The organism is Streptococcus sp. E17BB (assembly GCF_041807725.1).
Lineage (GTDB): Bacteria > Bacillota > Bacilli > Lactobacillales > Streptococcaceae > Streptococcus > Streptococcus entericus.
In genome coordinates this window covers 18,661-35,687 of record NZ_JBGTZC010000024.1, presented here as the reverse complement: position 1 = coordinate 35,687, position 17,027 = coordinate 18,661, and the positions used below count along the sequence as shown (strand labels likewise).

Genomic DNA, 17,027 nt, shown 5'->3' with positions numbered 1-17,027 from the left:
CCCCCCCTCGTGGTTGAGCAATCCTTTGACATTCTCAAGGAAAAGATATGTGGGTCTGAGAATAGATGCGAACCGTGCAATTTCAAAAAAGAGAGTTCCTCTTGTATCTTGGAAACCTCGTCTGTTTCCTGCAATGCTGAAAGCCTGGCACGGAAATCCGCCACAGATAATATCAACAGTTCCGAGTCCTCGAATAGACTCATCTGAAACGGTTGTGATGTCATGTAGTTCTACTTCTCCCTCCGTGTTATGAATTGCTTTATAGCTTGACCGGGCAAATTTATCAATTTCACAGAAACCAATACATTCATGCCCGGCTGCTTCTAGTCCAAGACGAAAGCCACCGATACCAGAAAATAAGTCTAAAAATTTCATTCAGCGTCCTTTCTTGGTTTAATCATTTCAAAAAAATGCGACTGCCAAGGTTGTGAGTTTGGCTAAATACGGGCAGTCGCCATCTTTACATCATTCTGGACCATGATTGCCAGACTGACACATAAGTTCTAGTTCGCTTTTAACGTGGTTCACGGCACGTTTTATTATTTTTTGTTATCTTTGTTATCCTTGTTTCTCTAGCTACATTCTCCAATTAGAGAGCCCAACATGAACCACAGGAGAGCCATGCCTGCTTCTTTCAGAAATTCAATCATACATACCTCCCTGCACAATAGTCCTTTTCCAAAGAGTTCAGCCCAGCCTGCACATATCCCAACGAATAAGGCAATAGTGCTTGTTTTTCGCAAATAGATAAGGGGCGGTTGGCTTCCTCAAATTCCAGCACCAGCTTGTATTTTTCAAGTTCAATCATGCTTCTCTTCTTTCTTTGCAGTCATAGCAGACTACTTGACCACTATGCTTAGATTTGAAAGTTGTTATCTGGTCACAGCCAACACATCTCTCCAGAAAGCCCACACCTTCTCCTTTGCTTGTTCCATGTTTAGGATAATTGGCAATCGCTGGCTTCTCTGCGTACAGCACCAATGCGGAAGTATGCCAATATTGTGCACTAATGCCACTATCTGCAACAGCTGCAGTAGTAGAGGAGAATTTAATGTCAATAACCTTGACATCATTTTCGGATAGCCAGTTATTGATTTGGTCATCAATAGGCTCACAATGTGGGCCATCGTCTGCAAAAAATACCACTCTCATCATTAACCCCTATTATTCATAGCTTCCAATTCCTCCTGTGTAACAGGCTGGTCCAACCGCCGGTAGCCATTGACCCAGTAGTTACGTTGGAAATCAAATCCAAGCTGAGTAAGACCCGCCTTGAAGAGGTCTTTTTCAGCGGTGTCCTCAAAATAGATTTCCAAAGTCATTTTTTGAGTATAGCGTTTAGGGGCATTTTCAGCCCCTCTGACGGCCTCAAGTTCTTTGTGTGGTATTGGGTCAACTTCCAAGATTTCGCCTGTTTCTGGGTCAAATTTTGGGGTCTCCGTAGATTTTTGAGCCTGCTCCTGTTTCTTGGCTCGCTGGGCTGCTAAAATTCGCTCGCGTTCCTCTTGAGCTTGACGCATTTTCTGTTTTTCTTGCTCAAACAAGTAATCAGACTTGATTTGTTCCAGAACTTCCATAACCGTCAGCTCTTTTAGTTGTCGGATATACGGCTGGTCATTCATACCATACTCAGCACATTGCCCTGAAATCATACGTTTGGCCTGCTCAAATTCCTGCTGTTTTTGGTACTCAAACGTAACCATGTCATCAAGGCTTTTCATAGTAACTTTCTTCAAAGTCACACCGTCAGCCATGAAATCTGTTGCTTTCAGGTACTCAATAATCTTGCCATCAAAAACACGAGGGTCAATCATGTACTCAGCGGATTTCTTGGCAATGTAGCTCTTGACTGTATCAAGTCTCAAGGCTTTTTGGTGTTCCTCAAACTCTTTAACATCTTGAGCGATTTTGTCAATGGCATCATCAAGGGGCTTACTTGTGGTCTTAATGTACCCATCAAACTCATCAGCAGATTGCGACAGTTCACGCTTAATCTTGATACGTTCATCAGAAATCTGCTTCTTGAGTTTTCGTAGGTCAGCCAATACCTGCTTATCTTCCTTGATGGTTGCAGCTGTGACCGTGTAATTTTCATACCTAGTCACAACCGCATTGATACCCTGTTCAAACTTCTCACGGTCGATAATCTCAACCTGGGCCTGTGTGACCCTAACCTGTAATTCTTGCATATTTTACCTCCTAGTAGTCCAGCAGTTCGCCCTGTACTGGTTCTTCTACATGGGCTGCAACTTCCTCTTCTTGATGTTCCAATGTTGCCTGCTTAGCCTGTTGAGCTTTCCAAGCCTCAACCTGTGCCTTTTTTTCGGCAATGACTTCATCACGGGACTTTTCAGGGACAACATCGATAACACGATCGAATGCTTCCCCTCCGTCGTCTTCTGTGTACATGTTGCCCAAATCCTCAGGGAAAGCCTCACGTAGAGCATTAACTAGAGCTGTTTTCCTAATCATGGTAGCTGGCATTGAGTTCCAAGTGCTTTTACCCTTGTTATACTCAGCAAGTGACAGATAGATTTCAACTGGCACCTTGAAATTTTTTCGGTACACTCTAGCCCAACCGCCAACAAGTTTATCTGTTGGTAAGATTAGTGAGCCTTTCCGTTCAGCTTGGATACCATTTTCATCTATAACAACAACACCAGCCTCAAAACCCTCATAATTTGGACTTTGTGCTGCTCGTTTAAGAAAAGCCTCTTTAGAGACAATCAGGCTGAACTCAACACCTCCTGTCTTATTGTTTTTGTAAGCTACAATATAGACTTCATTAGCCAAAGGGTTCAGATTTCGTCCTTTGATAAGAGATAGAGCTTGCCCTACTTGCTTTTCAGACAGTAAATTTTGTGGGTCAAAAAACCTTTTGATGTCTTGTGGTGTCCAAACGCTGGTATCAACCGCAATGTCACGCTTAGGCTGTGCTGTTAATTGGTTTTGTGTCATCTTGAATTCCTTTCCGAATGCCCCAATTTCTCAAAATTTAGGGGCATACTCGTCTTGTTTTTGTGGTAAATTGTATAGCCCTAACTTAAAATCGCTTAGAAACGATTTTAGAGCCGTTCTGCTAGGTGCTCGCTCTGAGCGTCTACCCAACGGTCATAAGCTTCATCCTCATCGTAGCTCTCTTCGTGCGGGCAGTAGTCTGGTTCAGTCGCTAACCAAGTGTCATAGTCAAAAGTTCCAAATAGTCCTCTGTCTTGTACCATAGCTAAATACCTGCCTGTGCTAATGAGATTTCAATAGCAATCTGGGAAAGGGATAGCTTGCTAGCTTGTTCCTCAAAATTAGTACCCAGACAGTAACCTTGTTCTAGGAATGCTGATTTTAAGGCTAAAATCATTGTCCGTTTCTTATCGTCCATGTTCTACCTCCTAGCTTGCGTATTTCCTGCCCAGCTCACGGACTAGGCTGATATAGCGGACACGGTCAGACAGTCCAGTGTCCAGTAGTCGCTCTTTCTCTCGGGCCGTAGCAGATAGCCAGACCAGATTTTCACGTTGTTGCCATTTCGTCATGAGCTTAATCCTTTCTACCGCCAAAAAGCAACTTCCCTAAAAGGGCATTTAATTCATCTTCATCATTTTTGACTGGTTCTGATGGTTCTTGACCGTCCAAGGTAGTCAATGTGTACTCTGCTTGGACTTTGATTGGTTCTGCTTCAAAGAGCATAGCCATAGCCAAATAACGCTCATTGTCTCTGCCGTTGTAATGTTCCTCATCAATAGTTAAGGCACTTTCAATTCCATCTGTCCAATCAGCAGAATAAGCGAATGTGTGTGGGTTGTTTTTGTACTCTGAAAGGTAGTAGCCTTTTTTGTTACGGAATACGATAAAAGTGTTAGTTTGTTTCATGATTTTTCTCCTGTGGATAACCTTGGTTATCCCCTTTCTTTATTTATAAGTATTAGTTTGTTGTTGGATTAGTTTGGGCATAGCCCTTATTTAATAATTAGTCCCGATAGGGTCAAGATTATTATTAAATTAGTTATTATTGTTAAGTTAGTTATTATTAGTGTCGGGTTTTTCAACAGTTGAAAAATACAACTTTGTAAAATTCAACAGTTGAAAAATACAACTTTGTAAAACCCGTAAGTTGTAAAGTCAATCTTTAGGGTCACCTGTGGAAACTGTGGATAACTCCTTTTCTAAATGCTCTACCTTATAAGCAAAATAGTCATCTGTGAAAGGAACATCGCTAGCCAGTATGAAATTTTGAACCCCTTTGCCACGGCCAAGGCTTTTCCGATAAATCCGAATGTAGCCAGCCTGTTTCAGTTCTTCAAAAGCGTTCCTGTGGGCCTCTCTTCCATTAGTTGACCTCTTTTCTAGCTCTGACAGGTAAGGTCGCCAATCGTCTTGATTGGTCATGATTTCTCCCATCAAGCCTTTAGCTTGGAGGCTAAGCTTTTTATTCTGAAAAAAAGTGGTTATTCATTTTCGAGTAGTTCTTCTCAAGACTGCGTGAAATAAACATCAACCAAAACCTCCATTTCTAATAGCCGTTTGGCAGGATAAGATGACCGCTTCCATCTGAGCCACTTCATGCCGTAAAGTTCGGTTCTCTTCAAGCAACTTGTGGTAGGCTTCCTTGGTCAGCGTGACCGTACCGCCTGAGTAAACTGGGCCAGCTTGCTCAGTTGGTTGTGGTCGTGGCTCTTGCTCTTTCAAGCCTAGTTGGATAAAGCTGTCTATTGACTCACGGAGTAATTTGGCTGGATTTTTACGTATTTTGAATAACTTTCTAATCACACCAGTTCCCCTGTATCCAAAAAATACTCCTTGCCTGTTTCAGGGTCGATATCAACCCTACGACCTGTCTTATAGTCAATAAAACCTTTTGGCTGGTTAGACACCGTTGTAGCCTTCTTAGAAATATTAGAATCAGACGGCGGCTTGTCAACCATATCTTTCAATTTATTAAGCCAGCTCACACCGCACAGCGTTGTTGAAGCTGTGGCAATCATCAGTAGGATTTCTGTCTTGGTCATTTTATGCTCCTTTTGCTTGTTTTTCTAGTGAATGTTCCACATCATAGAAGATGTGGCCGTCCGGGATAACTACCCCTGTCATGTCGTGATTGGTCTCCCCATTTTTCAAGTAGTTAGTAATAATGGGTTTCCATTGTTCTTTTTTTCGCTTCATGTTATAATTTCCTTATAATCTATTTATTTTCACCTCAGTAGAATTGGCGTTCGTGAGGTGCTTTTTTGATATAATTGACTTATCCCAACGAAAGGAGGATAAGCTATGATTACTTGTCGTATTGTGATTGATGGGCACGCTGAATCTGTACCAATGACATTACCTGCTATTCCTACTATTGGTTCTGTCATTGCTAAATCAGCAGACCATAAATCTGAGCATTACTTAGTGAAATGTGTTGAGTATGTCAACGGACATGAGAGCGTCAATCTACATGTTCAACCATTTCCTAATCAAGTCAGTGCTGTCAATGCTATTGATGGTTTCAGGAATAGTAGATAGTTCTACTACCTTAACCCAATAGCTATCAAGCACTTTCTTATCAATATAGACCGCTTGCTCACAAAGACCAACGTTATCAACACTACTATCTATCAACTCATAGCCTCGATAGATATTGTTATGGATAACAATTGATCTACGGACAAGTAGGTCTTTTTCATTTTCTTGTTCAATCCGTCCTACTATCTCTCCAGATATTTCAAGATACTTGCCGACTAAGTTGTTTTCCATAGGTCTCCTTTCTAGGTTGTTTGTTCTAGTTCTTGAACTTTTGGTCTAAAAAAATATTCTCCAAGTTCGTCATTACCAATGTCTAGCTCTTGACAAGCCTTGGTAATTTCCTTACTTCTCCAATCCACACGATTGTTTAGTTTGAGTGATAAAGAACGCTCCGAAAGTCCCATAGCAATAGCAAAGTTATACTGCGTACCGAACTTTTCAACAATCCTACCACTCAGTTTTGAGTAATCAAAAACCATTTACTTCTCCTTTCTAGGTTCATGAACTTGAACCTCTTTGTAACTCTATCTTACACCTCATTTTGAACTTTGTCAACAAAAAAAGTTCATTTTTTTGAATTTTTTTCTTGAATTTTTGTTCAATGAGGTTTATAATCTAATTATAGATTTGAATGAAAGGAGTAGAAATGCAACAAGATACTACTTCAAAACGCCTAAAACTAATAATGTCCCAAAGAAATCTCAAACAAGTTGAAATACTTGAGAAATCTCTACCATATCAAAAAAAATTAGGCATAAAAATGGGAAAAAGTACCCTTTCCCAATATGTAAGCGGAAAATCTGTGCCTGCTCAAAAACAGCTATATCTTCTTTCTAAAACTCTAAATGTCAATGAAGCATGGTTGATGGGGTATGATGTAGCAATGGAGCGAATACCTGATAATGAAAGGGAAAAGGAAAAAAATAGCCTGCCTAAAATCCTGACCATCTACAACCAGCTGGAAGAAGACCGACAGGAAAAAGTCCTTGACTTTGCTTCTGAACAGCTGGAAGAACAAGAGGGGAACAAGGTTCTCCCAATCTTTGACAAAAAGATTGAGGAGGAAGATGATGAGGAATACATCACAGACTATATTCAGGGGCTGGTCGCTGCTGGTCACGGAACTTTCCAAGAGGACAACCTCTACATGGAAGTCAAACTCCGTGCCGATAATGTCCCTGAAAAGTATGACACCATCGCTAAAGTCGTAGGCGATAGCATGGAGCCTCTTATCTGTAACGATGACCTGCTATTCATTGAGGTTACAAGCCAAGTGGACATCAATTCTATCGGTATCTTCCAGGTCGACGGCAAAAATTTTGTCAAAAAGCTAAAACGTGACTATGATGGTTCTTGGTATCTTCAAAGTCTAAACAACAACTATGAAGAGATCTACCTGACAGAGGATGACGACATCAGAACCATTGGGGAAGTCGTAGAGATTTACAGAGATTAGGAGGCGGTATGGATAGACAAGAAGACTTGGAATTACTATCTCAATCGGCTGCTCATCTAGTAGAGTTGATCAAGAGAAATCCTCACTACCATAAATCTTTTGGAATGGGGGAAAGCCTTTCAAATTATGTCAATCAGTTGGAACGCGACATCAAAAAGCAGAGACGAAGATATAAAAAATACTTACCTGGAACTATTGTCTATGTTCACTTTGGCATGAACTTTGGAGAAGAATTTTCAAAAAAACATTACGCTATTACCTTATCTAAAAATGACAACAAATCCAAAAGAACCATTACAGTCGTTCCGTTAACTTCCAAGAATGGGAAGGACAAACTTAAATTAGACTTCAATTTTTCAAGTGAACTCTTCTACCTAACTTATAAAGTTGCAATGGATAATAAGAAAAAAACTGAGGAAGAGTTAATCAATGAAATCAATTCAAGTCTTCCTCCAAGTATTACTCCAGTCACATCGTTTGATAATCTTGTATACCTATTTGAAAATCAAGATAAATATAATGATTTACTACAAAAGATTTTTCACACACAGGTCCAGTCTGTCGATTTGTTAAAAAACGCAAGCAACCAAATGGACAGATTTCAGAGGACAAAGGAAAAAATAACTTATGCTGCTTTAGATTGTATAACAACAATCGATAAAAATAAGATAGAGCCAAGGTTATCAGAAATTGATGTACTTTCTGCCACTGTACTAGGAGATGAGCAATTACAAAAACTGTCTCTAGCAATATCTGAAAGAATTATTTGACAACAAGATAAAAACTTTGATACAATGCAGTTGGATTACCTAGATGAAATCATCTAGTGCAAAATACGGCAGGTCGCTCCTGCCACGGTCACAACTGTACAATTTTTGTACAGTTGTTTTTTATAAGTAAAACAAAAAGCCCCACGCTCAACTTTGGTCGGTCCGAGCGTAGGGCTGTGACACAAGAAAGTATTTCAAAGGGCATACCTTTTGAAGACTTTTCTTGTACCCATTTTATCAAAAAAGAGGTACAGATTCAATGATTACTACAAGAAAAGTTGCTATCTACGTCCGTGTGTCTACCACTAACCAAGCTGAAGAGGGCTACTCAATACAAGGGCAGCTAGACAGCTTAACTAAGTATTGTGAAGCTATGGGCTGGACTATCTATGAAGAATACACGGACGCTGGATTTTCAGGGGGTAAAATTGACCGCCCTGCAATGTCTAAACTGATTACAGACGCAAAACATAAACGCTTCGATACAATCCTAGTCTATAAGCTAGACCGCCTTTCTAGGAGCGTCAGAGACACCTTGTATCTAGTCAAAGATGTTTTTAATCAAAATGATGTCCATTTTGTCAGCTTGCAAGAAAACATAGACACTTCTTCCGCTATGGGAAATCTGTTCCTTACTCTGCTATCTGCTATTGCTGAATTTGAACGAGAGCAGATCACTGAAAGAATGACAATGGGCAAAATTGGAAGAGCAAAGTCTGGTAAGACCATGGCCTGGACCTTTATCCCCTTTGGCTACGATTACGACAAGAGCAAGGGAGAACTAATCTTAGACCCTGCCAAAGCTCCCGTAGTAGAAATGATATTCACAGACTACCTCAAGGGTATGTCTATCCAAAAAATAGCAAATAAACTCAACGAGCTTGACTATAACGGCAAAGATAGCACCTGGTTCCCCCATGGAGTCAGCCACCTTATTGACAATCCTGTTTACTACGGAATGACACGATACAATGACAAACTCTTTCCGGGCAACCATCAACCAATAATCACAAAAGAGCTATTTGATAAAGCCCAAAGAGAACGACAACGTAGAAGACTAGGGACAGAGGAAAACCACTACACAATCCCTTTTCAGGTAAAGTATATGTTGAGTAAGTTTTTAAGGTGTCGCAAATGCGGCTCACGATTGACCCTAGAATTGGGAAGACCGAGAAAGAAAGACGGTAAAAAACTCAAGAAATACTACTGCCTGAACAGCAGGCCTAAACGGACAGCCACTTGTGACACTCCTTTGTACGATGGAGAAATTCTGGAAGACTACGTCCTACATGAGATAGCCAAGCTACAAAAAGACCCGTCCAGAATGAACAGACGGCAGAAAATTGATGACTATGAACTGAAGCGTAAACGTGACAGGATTGAAGCCAATATCAATAAAACCGTTGGGCAGCTATCCAAGTTGAACACCCTTTACCTAAATGATTTGATAACTCTGGAGGGTCTAAAATCAGAAACAGACACCCTAATTGCCAAGAAAAAACTACTAGAAGACGAGCTTGAGAAAACCTACGACAACGGAAAGGAGCTGGACAGACAAGAAACCATTTCAGATTTTCTTGCTCTCCCTGATGTTTGGACTATGGACTATGATACACAGAAATACACCGTTGAACTACTTGTCCAGCGTATCAACATAGACAAGGACAACATAGACATTCACTGGACTTTTTAATACTCAAAATTACAAAGTTTCTAACCCTTAATTTGAATTAAACTCGATGCCGTGTAAAGTTTATGATTACTCCAGAGGACAAAAACATCAACACACGGAAAGGTGACCCCCCTTTCTAAGATCGTTGTGGTAACCAAAATACGTAAGCGCCCTTGCCTAAAATCCTCCACCTGGTCGGCTCTTTCTTGTGTCTGACTGGAAACAAATCCAATCGTCTCTTCTGGGAAATACAATGACAGAAGCCGGTGAAATTCTTGCCCCAAGGCAATATGAGGAAAGAAAATCAAGAGCGGGTAGCCTGTTTTTGCTTGTCTTGTTAAATAGTTAAGCAGTTTTTTAGGCAACCTGCCTTTGGTCATACTGTCCAGTAAACCTGCCAGCCAGACAGGCGTCGGAATAACCAAAGGATTCCCATGAAAACGCCTTGCTAAATGAACTTTTTTGAGCTGTTTAGCACGCACCTGCCTGTCTAACTGTTCAGTTGATGTTGCCGTCAGGTAAATTTTGCTGCCTGATGGTTTCAAGGCACGCTCGACCGCATGATAGAGGCTGGCATTATCCACAAAAGGGAAAGCATCAACCTCATCAATGATAACCAACTCAAAAGCTTGATAGAACTTGTACAGCTGATGGACTGTGGCAATGACTAAAGGCGCCCTAGTGTACGGATCACTATCCCCATGCAAGAGCACCGTGGAACAGGTAACATCTCTCTTCAATCGACTATATAATTCCTTACAGACATCAATCCTCGGACTGACAACCGCCACTGCCTGCCCTTGGGATAGGACTTGTTCCAAGACAGGATAAATCATTTCGGTCTTGCCAGCGCCTGTGACAGCATGGACGAGGATATTTTCTTTGGCTGCTTGAGCCTTTATCAACTGGTTAGACACTTCCTCCTGATAAGGAGTCAACGTCCCTGTCCAGTTTAGAACAGACCCTGTTGAAAAGTCTTGTTGTTTAAAGGTATAGAGGGGCTGAACACTGGTCACCCGACCCATGGTAATACAGTCCCTGCAGTAACGAGCTCCTGATGGGAGTTGATAGGCCATACTACCTAGACACCGAGCACATGATAATTGTTTCTTGTGCTCTTGTGTTGATGGCAAGTATGTCGCCAATTCACGTTCTTGTGGACTGAGTTGATGAAAGGTGAAGCACCGCCCTAGATAATCTTCTGGTATCGTCATATCTAGCTATTCGTAAAACCTTTGCCAAAACCATTAAAAATCGGTAAAATAAACCTATGAACTATAAGACCATCAAAACCGACGGTATCGTCGAGCAAGACATCAAAAAGTCTCGCTTCATCTGCCACCTCAAGCGAGTAGAAACAGAGGACGACGCCAGAGACTACATTGCTAGTATCAAAAAACAACACCACAAGGCCAACCATTCCTGCTCTGCTATGATTATTGGCAAAAAAAGTGAGATTAAACGTTCGAGTGATGACGGCGAACCCTCAGGAACGGCTGGTGTTCCCATGTTGACGGTGCTTGAGAAGCAGGAGCTGACCAACGTGGTGGCAGTCGTGACCCGCTATTTTGGCGGGATTAAGCTGGGCGCTGGCGGACTTATTCGAGCTTACGCGGGAAGTGTGGCTGGCGCCATAGCAGAGCTGGGTCGCGTTGAGGTCAAACGATTGGAGGGACTAGCGATTACTCTGACCTATCCCCAGTACCAGACTTACGCCAATTTCTTAGCTAGTGAAGGTTTGGAGGAGATGGAGACTGATTTTCAAGCCGACATCACAACCAGGGTTTATCTGGATAAGGAAGCCATTCCTGATTTTGTTGACCGTCTGACAGACTATTATCAGGGCAAGGTGGTCGCGACGCCTTCTGGCAGTCAGATTATTGAAGTGAATCTGCATTAAGTTTAATATAGAAAATTCCACCTAAAAATTAGATGGAATTAACTTAATCTTTTTTTATAGATACGTTTAAAATAAGTATTGACTCTTATTATTGATAGGCAACAACATTATAGGTTTCAATAACAATAGGACGATAGGTAGTAATGCTTCTAACAACTTGATTTCCTCTAGAAGTATCAACATAATCAATTCGGTATTCTCTCAATTGGACGTCCACCTCAATGGCCAATCGTGAGTTACGATTGGGGTTAGCTGGCGTATCAATACTTACCCCTCTTCCTAAAGAGCCTGATATGCCGTATGTGACGCCATTGTAATTGAACGAACTATTCACCGTAATTGTATTAGTCAATGTTAGGTTATAAGAACTAGCTTTACTCCAGTAAGGTGTCAATGGATTATAGCCAACAAATTTTCTTCCAATGGAAATATTCCGAACAAACCTCTCTCGTGGCTGAATTAGATTATAATATCTCAGTTCTCGTTGATATTGCAGTTGTTCAAAAGCTAGCTTATCTTGAGCAGAAACAAAAAAGTAAGTATCACCATTTCGGTCAGTTACTGAGAACGGACTGGTTAGCTGAATCACGGCAGGCGTTGCTTGCTCCTCTAGATTGCTGGCAAAAACAGTAGTTGTTCCCAATGTAAATGAAGCTAAGGCAATAGTGAATACTATGCTGAAAAATTTTTGAATAGTTGTCATCGTTTGTTCCTCCTTAGATACATTTGGTAAATAATTAAGAAAAAGATTAAGCTGACAAGTAAAGTATAGGCCGTACAAACAGCATAGGTTGCCCAAGGCTCATAGAGAATAAAACGACCATCGACAAATAAGAAAGCAGCAAGTAATGACAGCAGTAATGTTAATAAACTAATAAAACTCTCTGTTCTCATAGATAAACACCTCCAAATCGAAACCGTTTCCCTTATTTTTATTGTAATCGTTTTCTTTGTTTGTGTCAACTATTGTCAACTATTGTCAACTATTGTCAACTATTTTGTCTGTTAAATTTTATTACCCATGTCTACATCTAATAATGTAAATCAATTATTCGATCAGTTAATAATATTAGATAAACTTCGCCAATTATCACAATTTTTGAACCTAGCCCATTGTTAAGGACAAGGACTATAATGAAAGTCTATCACCCTGATAAAAAACTGGTATTTTACTTCTGCTCTGCTATTTCTTATAATAAAGAAAAAAGTAATAGAGGTGTCTTATGGCAAAGATTTTCAACAACATCCGTGAGCTAGTTGGGCAAACCCCAATCGTGAAACTCAATCGTTTAGTCCCTGAAGGTGCAGCTGATGTCTATGTCAAGCTGGAGTACTTTAACCCTGGGTCATCTGTCAAAGACCGTATCGCCCTCAACATGATTGAGACTGCGGAGCGTGATGGATTGATTAAACCGGGTGACACCATCATTGAACCGACATCTGGAAACACAGGCATCGGTCTGGCTTGGGTTGGTGCTTCTAAGGGGTATAAGGTCGTGATTGTCATGCCTGAGACCATGAGCTTGGAGCGTCGGAAACTGATTCAGGCTTATGGGGCAGAGCTGGTCTTAATCCCAGGGGCAGAAGGCATGAGAGGAGCCATCGCTAAAGCTGAAGAACTGGCTAAAGAACGTCAAGGCTTTATCCCCATGCAGTTCCAAAATGCTGCTAATCCAGCTGTTCACGAAGCAACAACTGGTCCTGAAATCTTAGAAGCCTTTGGTGAAACCGGTCTTGACGCCTTTGTCTCTGGTGTCGGAACAGGAGGGACAGTGACCGGCGTTTCTAGGGTGCTCAAGGCTGCTAATCCTGACATCAAGATTTATGCCGTAGAGGCTGATGAATCAGCTATCTTATCAGGAGAAAAACCTGGTCCGCACAAAATTCAGGGCATCTCAGCTGGCTTTATTCCTGAGACGCTTGACACGACCAGCTACGATGGTATTGTCCGTGTGACTTCCGATGATGCCATTGCGACAACGCGTACTGTAGGTGGGTCAGAAGGCTTCCTGGTCGGTATCTCATCAGGCGCAGCCATTCACGCTGCCATCGAGGTCGCTAAAGAGCTGGGTGCTGGCAAAAAAGTTCTCGCCATCCTAGCAGATAACGGAGAACGCTACCTGTCCTTACCGGCATTTGATTTTGAAAATTAAATCGTGTATCATTTGGAGAAAGTCTGAATAAAGGCTTTCTCTCATTTTATATCTTTAGAAAGGACTGTCTCATGACGGCAAAACGCCTGACCTTAGCATCACTCTTTATGGGGCTAACCATCTTGCTCAGTGCTAGTTTCCTATCAATTCCTGTGCCTGGAGGACACTTTTATTTTAACGGCATCATTATTTTTTTAACAGCTTTACTTTTTAAGCCAAAAGAAGCAGTAATCATTGCTGGTTTTGGGTCTTTTTTGGGTGATTTCTTTTTCTATCCAGAACCCATGTTTGTGACCCTGATCACCCACAGCCTGCGGGTATTGGCGATTGCCTTATTCGTTAAGGGGAGAGGACTTCCAGCCCCCAAACAGCTGGTTATCCCAGCCCTCTTGGCTGGGGCAATTATCGATAATATCGGCTATTTTCTCGGACGAGCCTTTGTCTACCGTACCATGGCATACGCCATCATCAAAATCCCTTTTGACCTGGTAGCAACAATCATGGCCATCAGTATTGTTTACTACGTCTATTATCACACTAGCTTTTTAAGGCTATTCAAACAGTTTCTTGGTATCAGAACCAAGAGTTAATCAAAAAGAGGCAAAGACATCATCTATCGTCTTGCCTCTTTTTGATGAACCGTTAAACTAAGCGATGAAAAAGCTACCAACCCAATACATTAAAAGTAAGATGCCAAGAGCGATACGGTAGTAGCCGAATACCTTGAAATCATGTGTTCTGACGTAAGCGGTCAAAAATCGAATGGCGACCATACTAACCCCAAAAGCCGTCAGCATAGCTGTTAATAAAATCCCTAGTTGTGAGAAAGTCAAGCCATTGCCTTCAAGGAAGAATTTTAGAATTTTTAAACCACTGTAACCAAACATGACAGGAATGCCGAGAAAGAAGGTAAACTCTGTGGCAACTGAGCGACTCGCCCCCACAAGCATCCCACCGATAATGGTGGCACCAGAGCGACTTGTTCCCGGAATCAAACTCAATACCTGAAAGCAGCCGATAAGAAAGGCTGTTTTATAAGACATCTTTGCCAAACTCGTTACTTGTGGCTGGGTGTTTAATGTTGCCTGACGATTTTCCAACCAAGTAAAGATGACACCATAAAGGATCAACATTAGTGCCACAGGTACAAAGTGGTAGAGGTGTTTTTCCAAAAAATCATCAAACGATAAACCTAAGACCAAGGCAGGCAAGATAGCAATGACGACCTTGAGCCATAGTTGCCAAGTTAGGCGAATATCTTGGGCTGACTTCCCTTTTTGAAAGGGGTTGAGCCGTTCAAAATAGATAACCATGACCGCTAAGATGGCCCCTAGCTGAATCACGATATTAAACATGTTCATAAAGGCTTCGTTCTGTCCTTTGAATTGGACAAATTCCTGCACTAAAATCAGGTGACCTGTCGACGATACAGGCAGCCATTCGGTTACTCCTTCAACAAAACCAAATAAAATGGCTTTCAATAATTCAATAAACACAATCTGCTCCTTTTTATTTTTTCTTGGTTAGCTTGGCTTAGAAAGAGCCTCCGCCACCACCGCCACCGCCGCCTGAAAATCCACCGCTAATGCCGGAACTGCCTGAAGAGACACTGAAATGACTAGCAGTGGTCGCCAATTGGCTAGAGGTAACCATGTTTTGGTGGAGGCTATGATGGAGAAAGCCATAATGACCATGTGTCAAGGTCAAGCCAGTATCCTCCGGTAACTCAATTTGATGCAATCGTAAGTATTGTTCAACGCGCTTGGCTTCACCAAATAAAGTGGCATAAACCAGCAGGCGATTCCAAACCACAAGGCCTTCTAATTCAACGCGGTCAAAGGATTTAATATCCTTGAGCATTTGCCAGAAACCAAGCCAAGGCTCTACCTTGGTCTTTCCATCGGTTGTCAATACCCCTTTTTGTGCAAATGGCTGATGCATCTTCGTTCCCCAAATCAAGAGACCAATCGCCAGCCCAGCAATCAGCAAATAGCTAAGAACTGCAGGTCTGAGCGCGTGCACAAGAAGTGCAAGAATGCTATAAATGGACAACAACAAGCTAACTGTCACTAGGCCCATTCCAGCACGATAAGTCCCTTTCTCTCTAGCATTCAAAGGACGATAGTTGTTCCCCGTGCCCAGCTCTTTCTCTAGTGCTGAAACACGTGAGCTGATAAGTTTCAGTCCACTGCGATAGCGACTCAAATGGCTCTGTGCCAAACCCTGTATTCGTTTCTCCAGTTGAGTGCCACGATAGTGTTTTTTTAGGGCTTCTTCTTCCTCATCATCGTAGGCATAGGCACTAAATAATGCTGTCACAGGGCAGGAGGTTTTCGTCCCAAAAGCCATATCAAGTAAGGCAAGTTCAAAATCTGCTAGACCCTCTAGGTGTACAATCGACAAACTAGCTTGCTCACCTGTTCCGTCAACACGAAGGTATCGGCGGTCAATCAAGTCCAGCAAACTGGCCTGAAGCATGTTTTCAAACCCTAATTCCCCTTTGTAACCTGGAGTAGTAGGGGCAGTATCCCTAAGTGACTGGTTAAAGATAGACTGCGCTACCAAGAGAGGGGGGAGGTCATCTGGCAGCTCGTAAACCCGATGTGGCAGGCGACCTTGCTGCCGAACCAGTCGGCGAAAGAAGACCAAGGTCACTAGCCCAAGAATCAAACCACCTCCCGCCAAAGCAACAAATAAAATCTCTAAGCGAAATGATAGGGATTTTTGCTTCCTTGCAATCTGAGTTTCAACCTCCTGATAAAGTGGCAGTCCTGCTTGCGTTAACTGAGCGGGTGCGTCTATAATTCCTTTGTCCCAGTAGGCATGCAGATGAAGCTCACCAGAAACATCTGTCGCTGTTATGTCATAAGCCTGATCAACTTGACGAATCTCGGCTCTCGGTCGAAAATAGCCTCGGTGGACAGCTAATTGACTCATCTGGCTACTTTTGGCAGTTTTGATGGTAAAACGAACCTGCTCTAACGGTACCTCCCAATCGCTAATTGGTACCCAGTTTAGACGCGCAATGTCAGGGTATAGGGTGAGAAAATTTTCTAGTCGCCAGTGAACAACCAACCGCACCTTATCACCACTCTCTCCGGCGTTATAAATTTTGAGTTTACGACCGTCCGACCAGTTTTCTTCTTCAATGGTCACGGGAACTAGGGTGTCATTTTTATAGGCCAGCACTTCTGGTGTTCCGACAATAGTTGCACCTTCAGGGAGTGCACCAGCTGTTCCAAGAGTAATGTATTGACCTCTGAAGGACGACTGGTAGTCAAAGGTGATGGTTTGAACCAAGTCAGCTGTATTATCTGCAAAAAAGGTGACTTCAGCCTCATAGGAGGGGATACGGTAGTCCACATCATCTGCCTCTACCCTAAACAGTATCAGCCAACCGAACAAGAGCATCAGACCTAACCATAACTGTTTCTTCATCATCATTCTCTCAATTCCTTATATTCTGTATTAAATCAGTGTTACGTTTATTATAACATATCTTCAGCTAATTTTTGCCAAAAAATCTATTGCTAAGCGAATTTTCACTTGAAATTTTGTGTTATAATAAAAGGACGAT

General features: G+C 42.0%; 25 protein-coding genes and 1 pseudogene. 6 read left to right on the top strand and 20 right to left on the bottom strand.

Annotated features, from left to right (window positions below; genetic code table 11):
* From ACERC7_RS07215 to ACERC7_RS07145, 15 genes and pseudogenes are all read right to left on the bottom strand, one after another.
* Positions 1-375 (bottom strand): DNA cytosine methyltransferase (locus ACERC7_RS07215; RefSeq protein WP_373666561.1); only part of this gene is annotated, 375 nt, incomplete at its 3' end.
* Between the two features lie 271 nt (positions 376-646).
* Positions 647-808, bottom strand: a complete 162-nt coding sequence (locus ACERC7_RS07210; RefSeq protein ID WP_373666560.1) for a hypothetical protein — start codon at positions 806-808, stop codon at positions 647-649.
* Positions 805-1,152: a sporulation protein Cse60 gene (locus tag ACERC7_RS07205; protein ID WP_373666559.1), complete on the bottom strand. Its 348-nt coding sequence runs from the start codon at positions 1,150-1,152 to the stop codon at positions 805-807. Before ACERC7_RS07205 ends, ACERC7_RS07210 begins: the two co-directional genes overlap by 4 nt.
* Before the next feature lie 2 nt (positions 1,153-1,154).
* Positions 1,155-2,189 (bottom strand): DUF1351 domain-containing protein, encoded by a 1,035-nt coding sequence (locus ACERC7_RS07200; protein WP_373666558.1) that lies wholly within the window; start codon positions 2,187-2,189, stop codon positions 1,155-1,157.
* Between the two features lie 10 nt (positions 2,190-2,199).
* Positions 2,200-2,958: a phage recombination protein Bet gene (gene bet, locus ACERC7_RS07195; protein ID WP_373666557.1), complete on the bottom strand. Its 759-nt coding sequence runs from the start codon at positions 2,956-2,958 to the stop codon at positions 2,200-2,202.
* A 107-nt stretch (positions 2,959-3,065) separates the two neighbouring features.
* The gene (locus ACERC7_RS07190; protein WP_373666556.1) at positions 3,066-3,221 is read right to left on the bottom strand and encodes a hypothetical protein; all 156 of its coding nucleotides are present in this window, start codon (positions 3,219-3,221) and stop codon (positions 3,066-3,068) included.
* A gap of 2 nt (positions 3,222-3,223) precedes the next feature.
* Entirely contained in the window at positions 3,224-3,376 is a 153-nt protein-coding gene (locus tag ACERC7_RS07185) for a hypothetical protein (RefSeq protein WP_373666555.1), read from the bottom strand.
* Positions 3,377-3,386: 10 nt separating this feature from the next.
* Positions 3,387-3,530, bottom strand: a complete 144-nt coding sequence (locus ACERC7_RS07180) for a hypothetical protein (protein WP_373666554.1) — start codon at positions 3,528-3,530, stop codon at positions 3,387-3,389.
* A 4-nt stretch (positions 3,531-3,534) separates the two neighbouring features.
* A complete protein-coding gene (locus tag ACERC7_RS07175; RefSeq protein ID WP_373666553.1) occupies positions 3,535-3,867 on the bottom strand; it encodes a hypothetical protein in 333 nt (110 codons plus the stop codon).
* Between the two features lie 249 nt (positions 3,868-4,116).
* Positions 4,117-4,450, bottom strand: a pseudogene (locus ACERC7_RS07170) (transcriptional regulator).
* A 38-nt stretch (positions 4,451-4,488) separates the two neighbouring features.
* A complete protein-coding gene (locus tag ACERC7_RS07165; protein ID WP_373666552.1) occupies positions 4,489-4,764 on the bottom strand; it encodes a hypothetical protein in 276 nt (91 codons plus the stop codon).
* Positions 4,761-5,003 (bottom strand): hypothetical protein, encoded by a 243-nt coding sequence (locus tag ACERC7_RS07160; RefSeq protein ID WP_373666551.1) that lies wholly within the window; start codon positions 5,001-5,003, stop codon positions 4,761-4,763. The genes ACERC7_RS07165 and ACERC7_RS07160 overlap by 4 nt, the downstream gene beginning before the upstream one ends.
* Position 5,004: 1 nt before the next feature.
* Entirely contained in the window at positions 5,005-5,157 is a 153-nt protein-coding gene (locus ACERC7_RS07155; RefSeq protein ID WP_373666550.1) for a BOW99_gp33 family protein, read from the bottom strand.
* A 270-nt stretch (positions 5,158-5,427) separates the two neighbouring features.
* The gene (locus ACERC7_RS07150) at positions 5,428-5,730 is read right to left on the bottom strand and encodes a hypothetical protein (protein WP_373666549.1); all 303 of its coding nucleotides are present in this window, start codon (positions 5,728-5,730) and stop codon (positions 5,428-5,430) included.
* An 11-nt stretch (positions 5,731-5,741) separates the two neighbouring features.
* Positions 5,742-5,978 carry a DUF739 family protein gene (locus ACERC7_RS07145; RefSeq protein ID WP_373666548.1) on the bottom strand — a complete coding sequence of 79 codons (237 nt, stop codon included), beginning with the start codon at positions 5,976-5,978 and terminating at the stop codon, positions 5,742-5,744.
* Positions 5,979-6,145: 167 nt separating this feature from the next.
* On the opposite strand from ACERC7_RS07145, the gene ACERC7_RS07140 reads away from it, so the two are divergent.
* The 3 genes from ACERC7_RS07140 (at position 6,146) to ACERC7_RS07130 (ending at position 9,418) form a co-directional block, all read left to right on the top strand.
* Complete coding sequence (locus tag ACERC7_RS07140; protein WP_373666547.1) at positions 6,146-6,955, top strand: S24 family peptidase; 810 nt, start codon at positions 6,146-6,148, stop codon at positions 6,953-6,955.
* Positions 6,956-6,963: 8 nt separating this feature from the next.
* Positions 6,964-7,725 (top strand): type II toxin-antitoxin system PemK/MazF family toxin, encoded by a 762-nt coding sequence (locus ACERC7_RS07135; protein ID WP_373666546.1) that lies wholly within the window; start codon positions 6,964-6,966, stop codon positions 7,723-7,725.
* Between the two features lie 259 nt (positions 7,726-7,984).
* A complete protein-coding gene (locus ACERC7_RS07130) occupies positions 7,985-9,418 on the top strand; it encodes a recombinase family protein (protein WP_373666545.1) in 1,434 nt (477 codons plus the stop codon).
* Between the two features lie 20 nt (positions 9,419-9,438).
* Here ACERC7_RS07130 and ACERC7_RS07125 read toward each other — a convergent pair whose 3' ends face one another.
* The gene (locus ACERC7_RS07125; protein ID WP_373666544.1) at positions 9,439-10,611 is read right to left on the bottom strand and encodes a DEAD/DEAH box helicase; all 1,173 of its coding nucleotides are present in this window, start codon (positions 10,609-10,611) and stop codon (positions 9,439-9,441) included.
* 56 nt (positions 10,612-10,667) lie between these two features.
* Between ACERC7_RS07125 and ACERC7_RS07120 the strand changes: the two genes are divergently transcribed.
* The gene (locus tag ACERC7_RS07120) at positions 10,668-11,297 is read left to right on the top strand and encodes a YigZ family protein (RefSeq protein WP_373666543.1); all 630 of its coding nucleotides are present in this window, start codon (positions 10,668-10,670) and stop codon (positions 11,295-11,297) included.
* A gap of 88 nt (positions 11,298-11,385) precedes the next feature.
* Here ACERC7_RS07120 and ACERC7_RS07115 read toward each other — a convergent pair whose 3' ends face one another.
* Together ACERC7_RS07115 and ACERC7_RS07110 are read right to left on the bottom strand one after the other, a co-directional pair.
* Positions 11,386-12,000, bottom strand: a complete 615-nt coding sequence (locus ACERC7_RS07115; RefSeq protein ID WP_373666542.1) for a hypothetical protein — start codon at positions 11,998-12,000, stop codon at positions 11,386-11,388.
* Complete coding sequence (locus tag ACERC7_RS07110; RefSeq protein WP_373666541.1) at positions 11,997-12,191, bottom strand: hypothetical protein; 195 nt, start codon at positions 12,189-12,191, stop codon at positions 11,997-11,999. The genes ACERC7_RS07115 and ACERC7_RS07110 overlap by 4 nt, the downstream gene beginning before the upstream one ends.
* A gap of 329 nt (positions 12,192-12,520) precedes the next feature.
* Between ACERC7_RS07110 and cysK the strand changes: the two genes are divergently transcribed.
* Both cysK and ACERC7_RS07100 read left to right on the top strand, forming a co-directional pair.
* Positions 12,521-13,450 (top strand): cysteine synthase A, encoded by a 930-nt coding sequence (cysK, locus tag ACERC7_RS07105; RefSeq protein WP_373666540.1) that lies wholly within the window; start codon positions 12,521-12,523, stop codon positions 13,448-13,450.
* A 71-nt stretch (positions 13,451-13,521) separates the two neighbouring features.
* Positions 13,522-14,040, top strand: coding sequence for an ECF transporter S component (locus tag ACERC7_RS07100; RefSeq protein ID WP_373666539.1), 519 nt, complete (start codon positions 13,522-13,524; stop codon positions 14,038-14,040).
* Positions 14,041-14,097: 57 nt separating this feature from the next.
* Here ACERC7_RS07100 and ACERC7_RS07095 read toward each other — a convergent pair whose 3' ends face one another.
* Both ACERC7_RS07095 and ACERC7_RS07090 read right to left on the bottom strand, forming a co-directional pair.
* The gene (locus ACERC7_RS07095) at positions 14,098-14,949 is read right to left on the bottom strand and encodes an undecaprenyl-diphosphate phosphatase (RefSeq protein ID WP_373666563.1); all 852 of its coding nucleotides are present in this window, start codon (positions 14,947-14,949) and stop codon (positions 14,098-14,100) included.
* A gap of 34 nt (positions 14,950-14,983) precedes the next feature.
* On the bottom strand, positions 14,984-16,894 hold the full coding sequence (locus ACERC7_RS07090; protein WP_373666538.1) for a DUF2207 domain-containing protein: 1,911 nt from the start codon (positions 16,892-16,894) through the stop codon (positions 14,984-14,986).
* Positions 16,895-17,027 lie beyond the last annotated feature (133 nt).

Coding starts and splice junctions, on each gene's coding strand:
- ACERC7_RS07210 (WP_373666560.1), bottom strand. CDS start 808: ATGATTGAACTTGAAAAATACAAGCTGGTGCTGGAATTTGAGGAAGCC.
- ACERC7_RS07205 (WP_373666559.1), bottom strand. CDS start 1,152: ATGAGAGTGGTATTTTTTGCAGACGATGGCCCACATTGTGAGCCTATT.
- ACERC7_RS07200 (WP_373666558.1), bottom strand. CDS start 2,189: ATGCAAGAATTACAGGTTAGGGTCACACAGGCCCAGGTTGAGATTATC.
- bet (WP_373666557.1), bottom strand. CDS start 2,958: ATGACACAAAACCAATTAACAGCACAGCCTAAGCGTGACATTGCGGTT.
- ACERC7_RS07190 (WP_373666556.1), bottom strand. CDS start 3,221: ATGGTACAAGACAGAGGACTATTTGGAACTTTTGACTATGACACTTGG.
- ACERC7_RS07185 (WP_373666555.1), bottom strand. CDS start 3,376: ATGGACGATAAGAAACGGACAATGATTTTAGCCTTAAAATCAGCATTC.
- ACERC7_RS07180 (WP_373666554.1), bottom strand. CDS start 3,530: ATGACGAAATGGCAACAACGTGAAAATCTGGTCTGGCTATCTGCTACG.
- ACERC7_RS07175 (WP_373666553.1), bottom strand. CDS start 3,867: ATGAAACAAACTAACACTTTTATCGTATTCCGTAACAAAAAAGGCTAC.
- ACERC7_RS07160 (WP_373666551.1), bottom strand. CDS start 5,003: ATGACCAAGACAGAAATCCTACTGATGATTGCCACAGCTTCAACAACG.
- ACERC7_RS07155 (WP_373666550.1), bottom strand. CDS start 5,157: ATGAAGCGAAAAAAAGAACAATGGAAACCCATTATTACTAACTACTTG.
- ACERC7_RS07150 (WP_373666549.1), bottom strand. CDS start 5,730: ATGGAAAACAACTTAGTCGGCAAGTATCTTGAAATATCTGGAGAGATA.
- ACERC7_RS07145 (WP_373666548.1), bottom strand. CDS start 5,978: ATGGTTTTTGATTACTCAAAACTGAGTGGTAGGATTGTTGAAAAGTTC.
- ACERC7_RS07140 (WP_373666547.1), top strand. CDS start 6,146: ATGCAACAAGATACTACTTCAAAACGCCTAAAACTAATAATGTCCCAA.
- ACERC7_RS07135 (WP_373666546.1), top strand. CDS start 6,964: ATGGATAGACAAGAAGACTTGGAATTACTATCTCAATCGGCTGCTCAT.
- ACERC7_RS07130 (WP_373666545.1), top strand. CDS start 7,985: ATGATTACTACAAGAAAAGTTGCTATCTACGTCCGTGTGTCTACCACT.
- ACERC7_RS07125 (WP_373666544.1), bottom strand. CDS start 10,611: ATGACGATACCAGAAGATTATCTAGGGCGGTGCTTCACCTTTCATCAA.
- ACERC7_RS07120 (WP_373666543.1), top strand. CDS start 10,668: ATGAACTATAAGACCATCAAAACCGACGGTATCGTCGAGCAAGACATC.
- ACERC7_RS07115 (WP_373666542.1), bottom strand. CDS start 12,000: ATGACAACTATTCAAAAATTTTTCAGCATAGTATTCACTATTGCCTTA.
- ACERC7_RS07110 (WP_373666541.1), bottom strand. CDS start 12,191: ATGAGAACAGAGAGTTTTATTAGTTTATTAACATTACTGCTGTCATTA.
- cysK (WP_373666540.1), top strand. CDS start 12,521: ATGGCAAAGATTTTCAACAACATCCGTGAGCTAGTTGGGCAAACCCCA.
- ACERC7_RS07100 (WP_373666539.1), top strand. CDS start 13,522: ATGACGGCAAAACGCCTGACCTTAGCATCACTCTTTATGGGGCTAACC.
- ACERC7_RS07090 (WP_373666538.1), bottom strand. CDS start 16,894: ATGATGATGAAGAAACAGTTATGGTTAGGTCTGATGCTCTTGTTCGGT.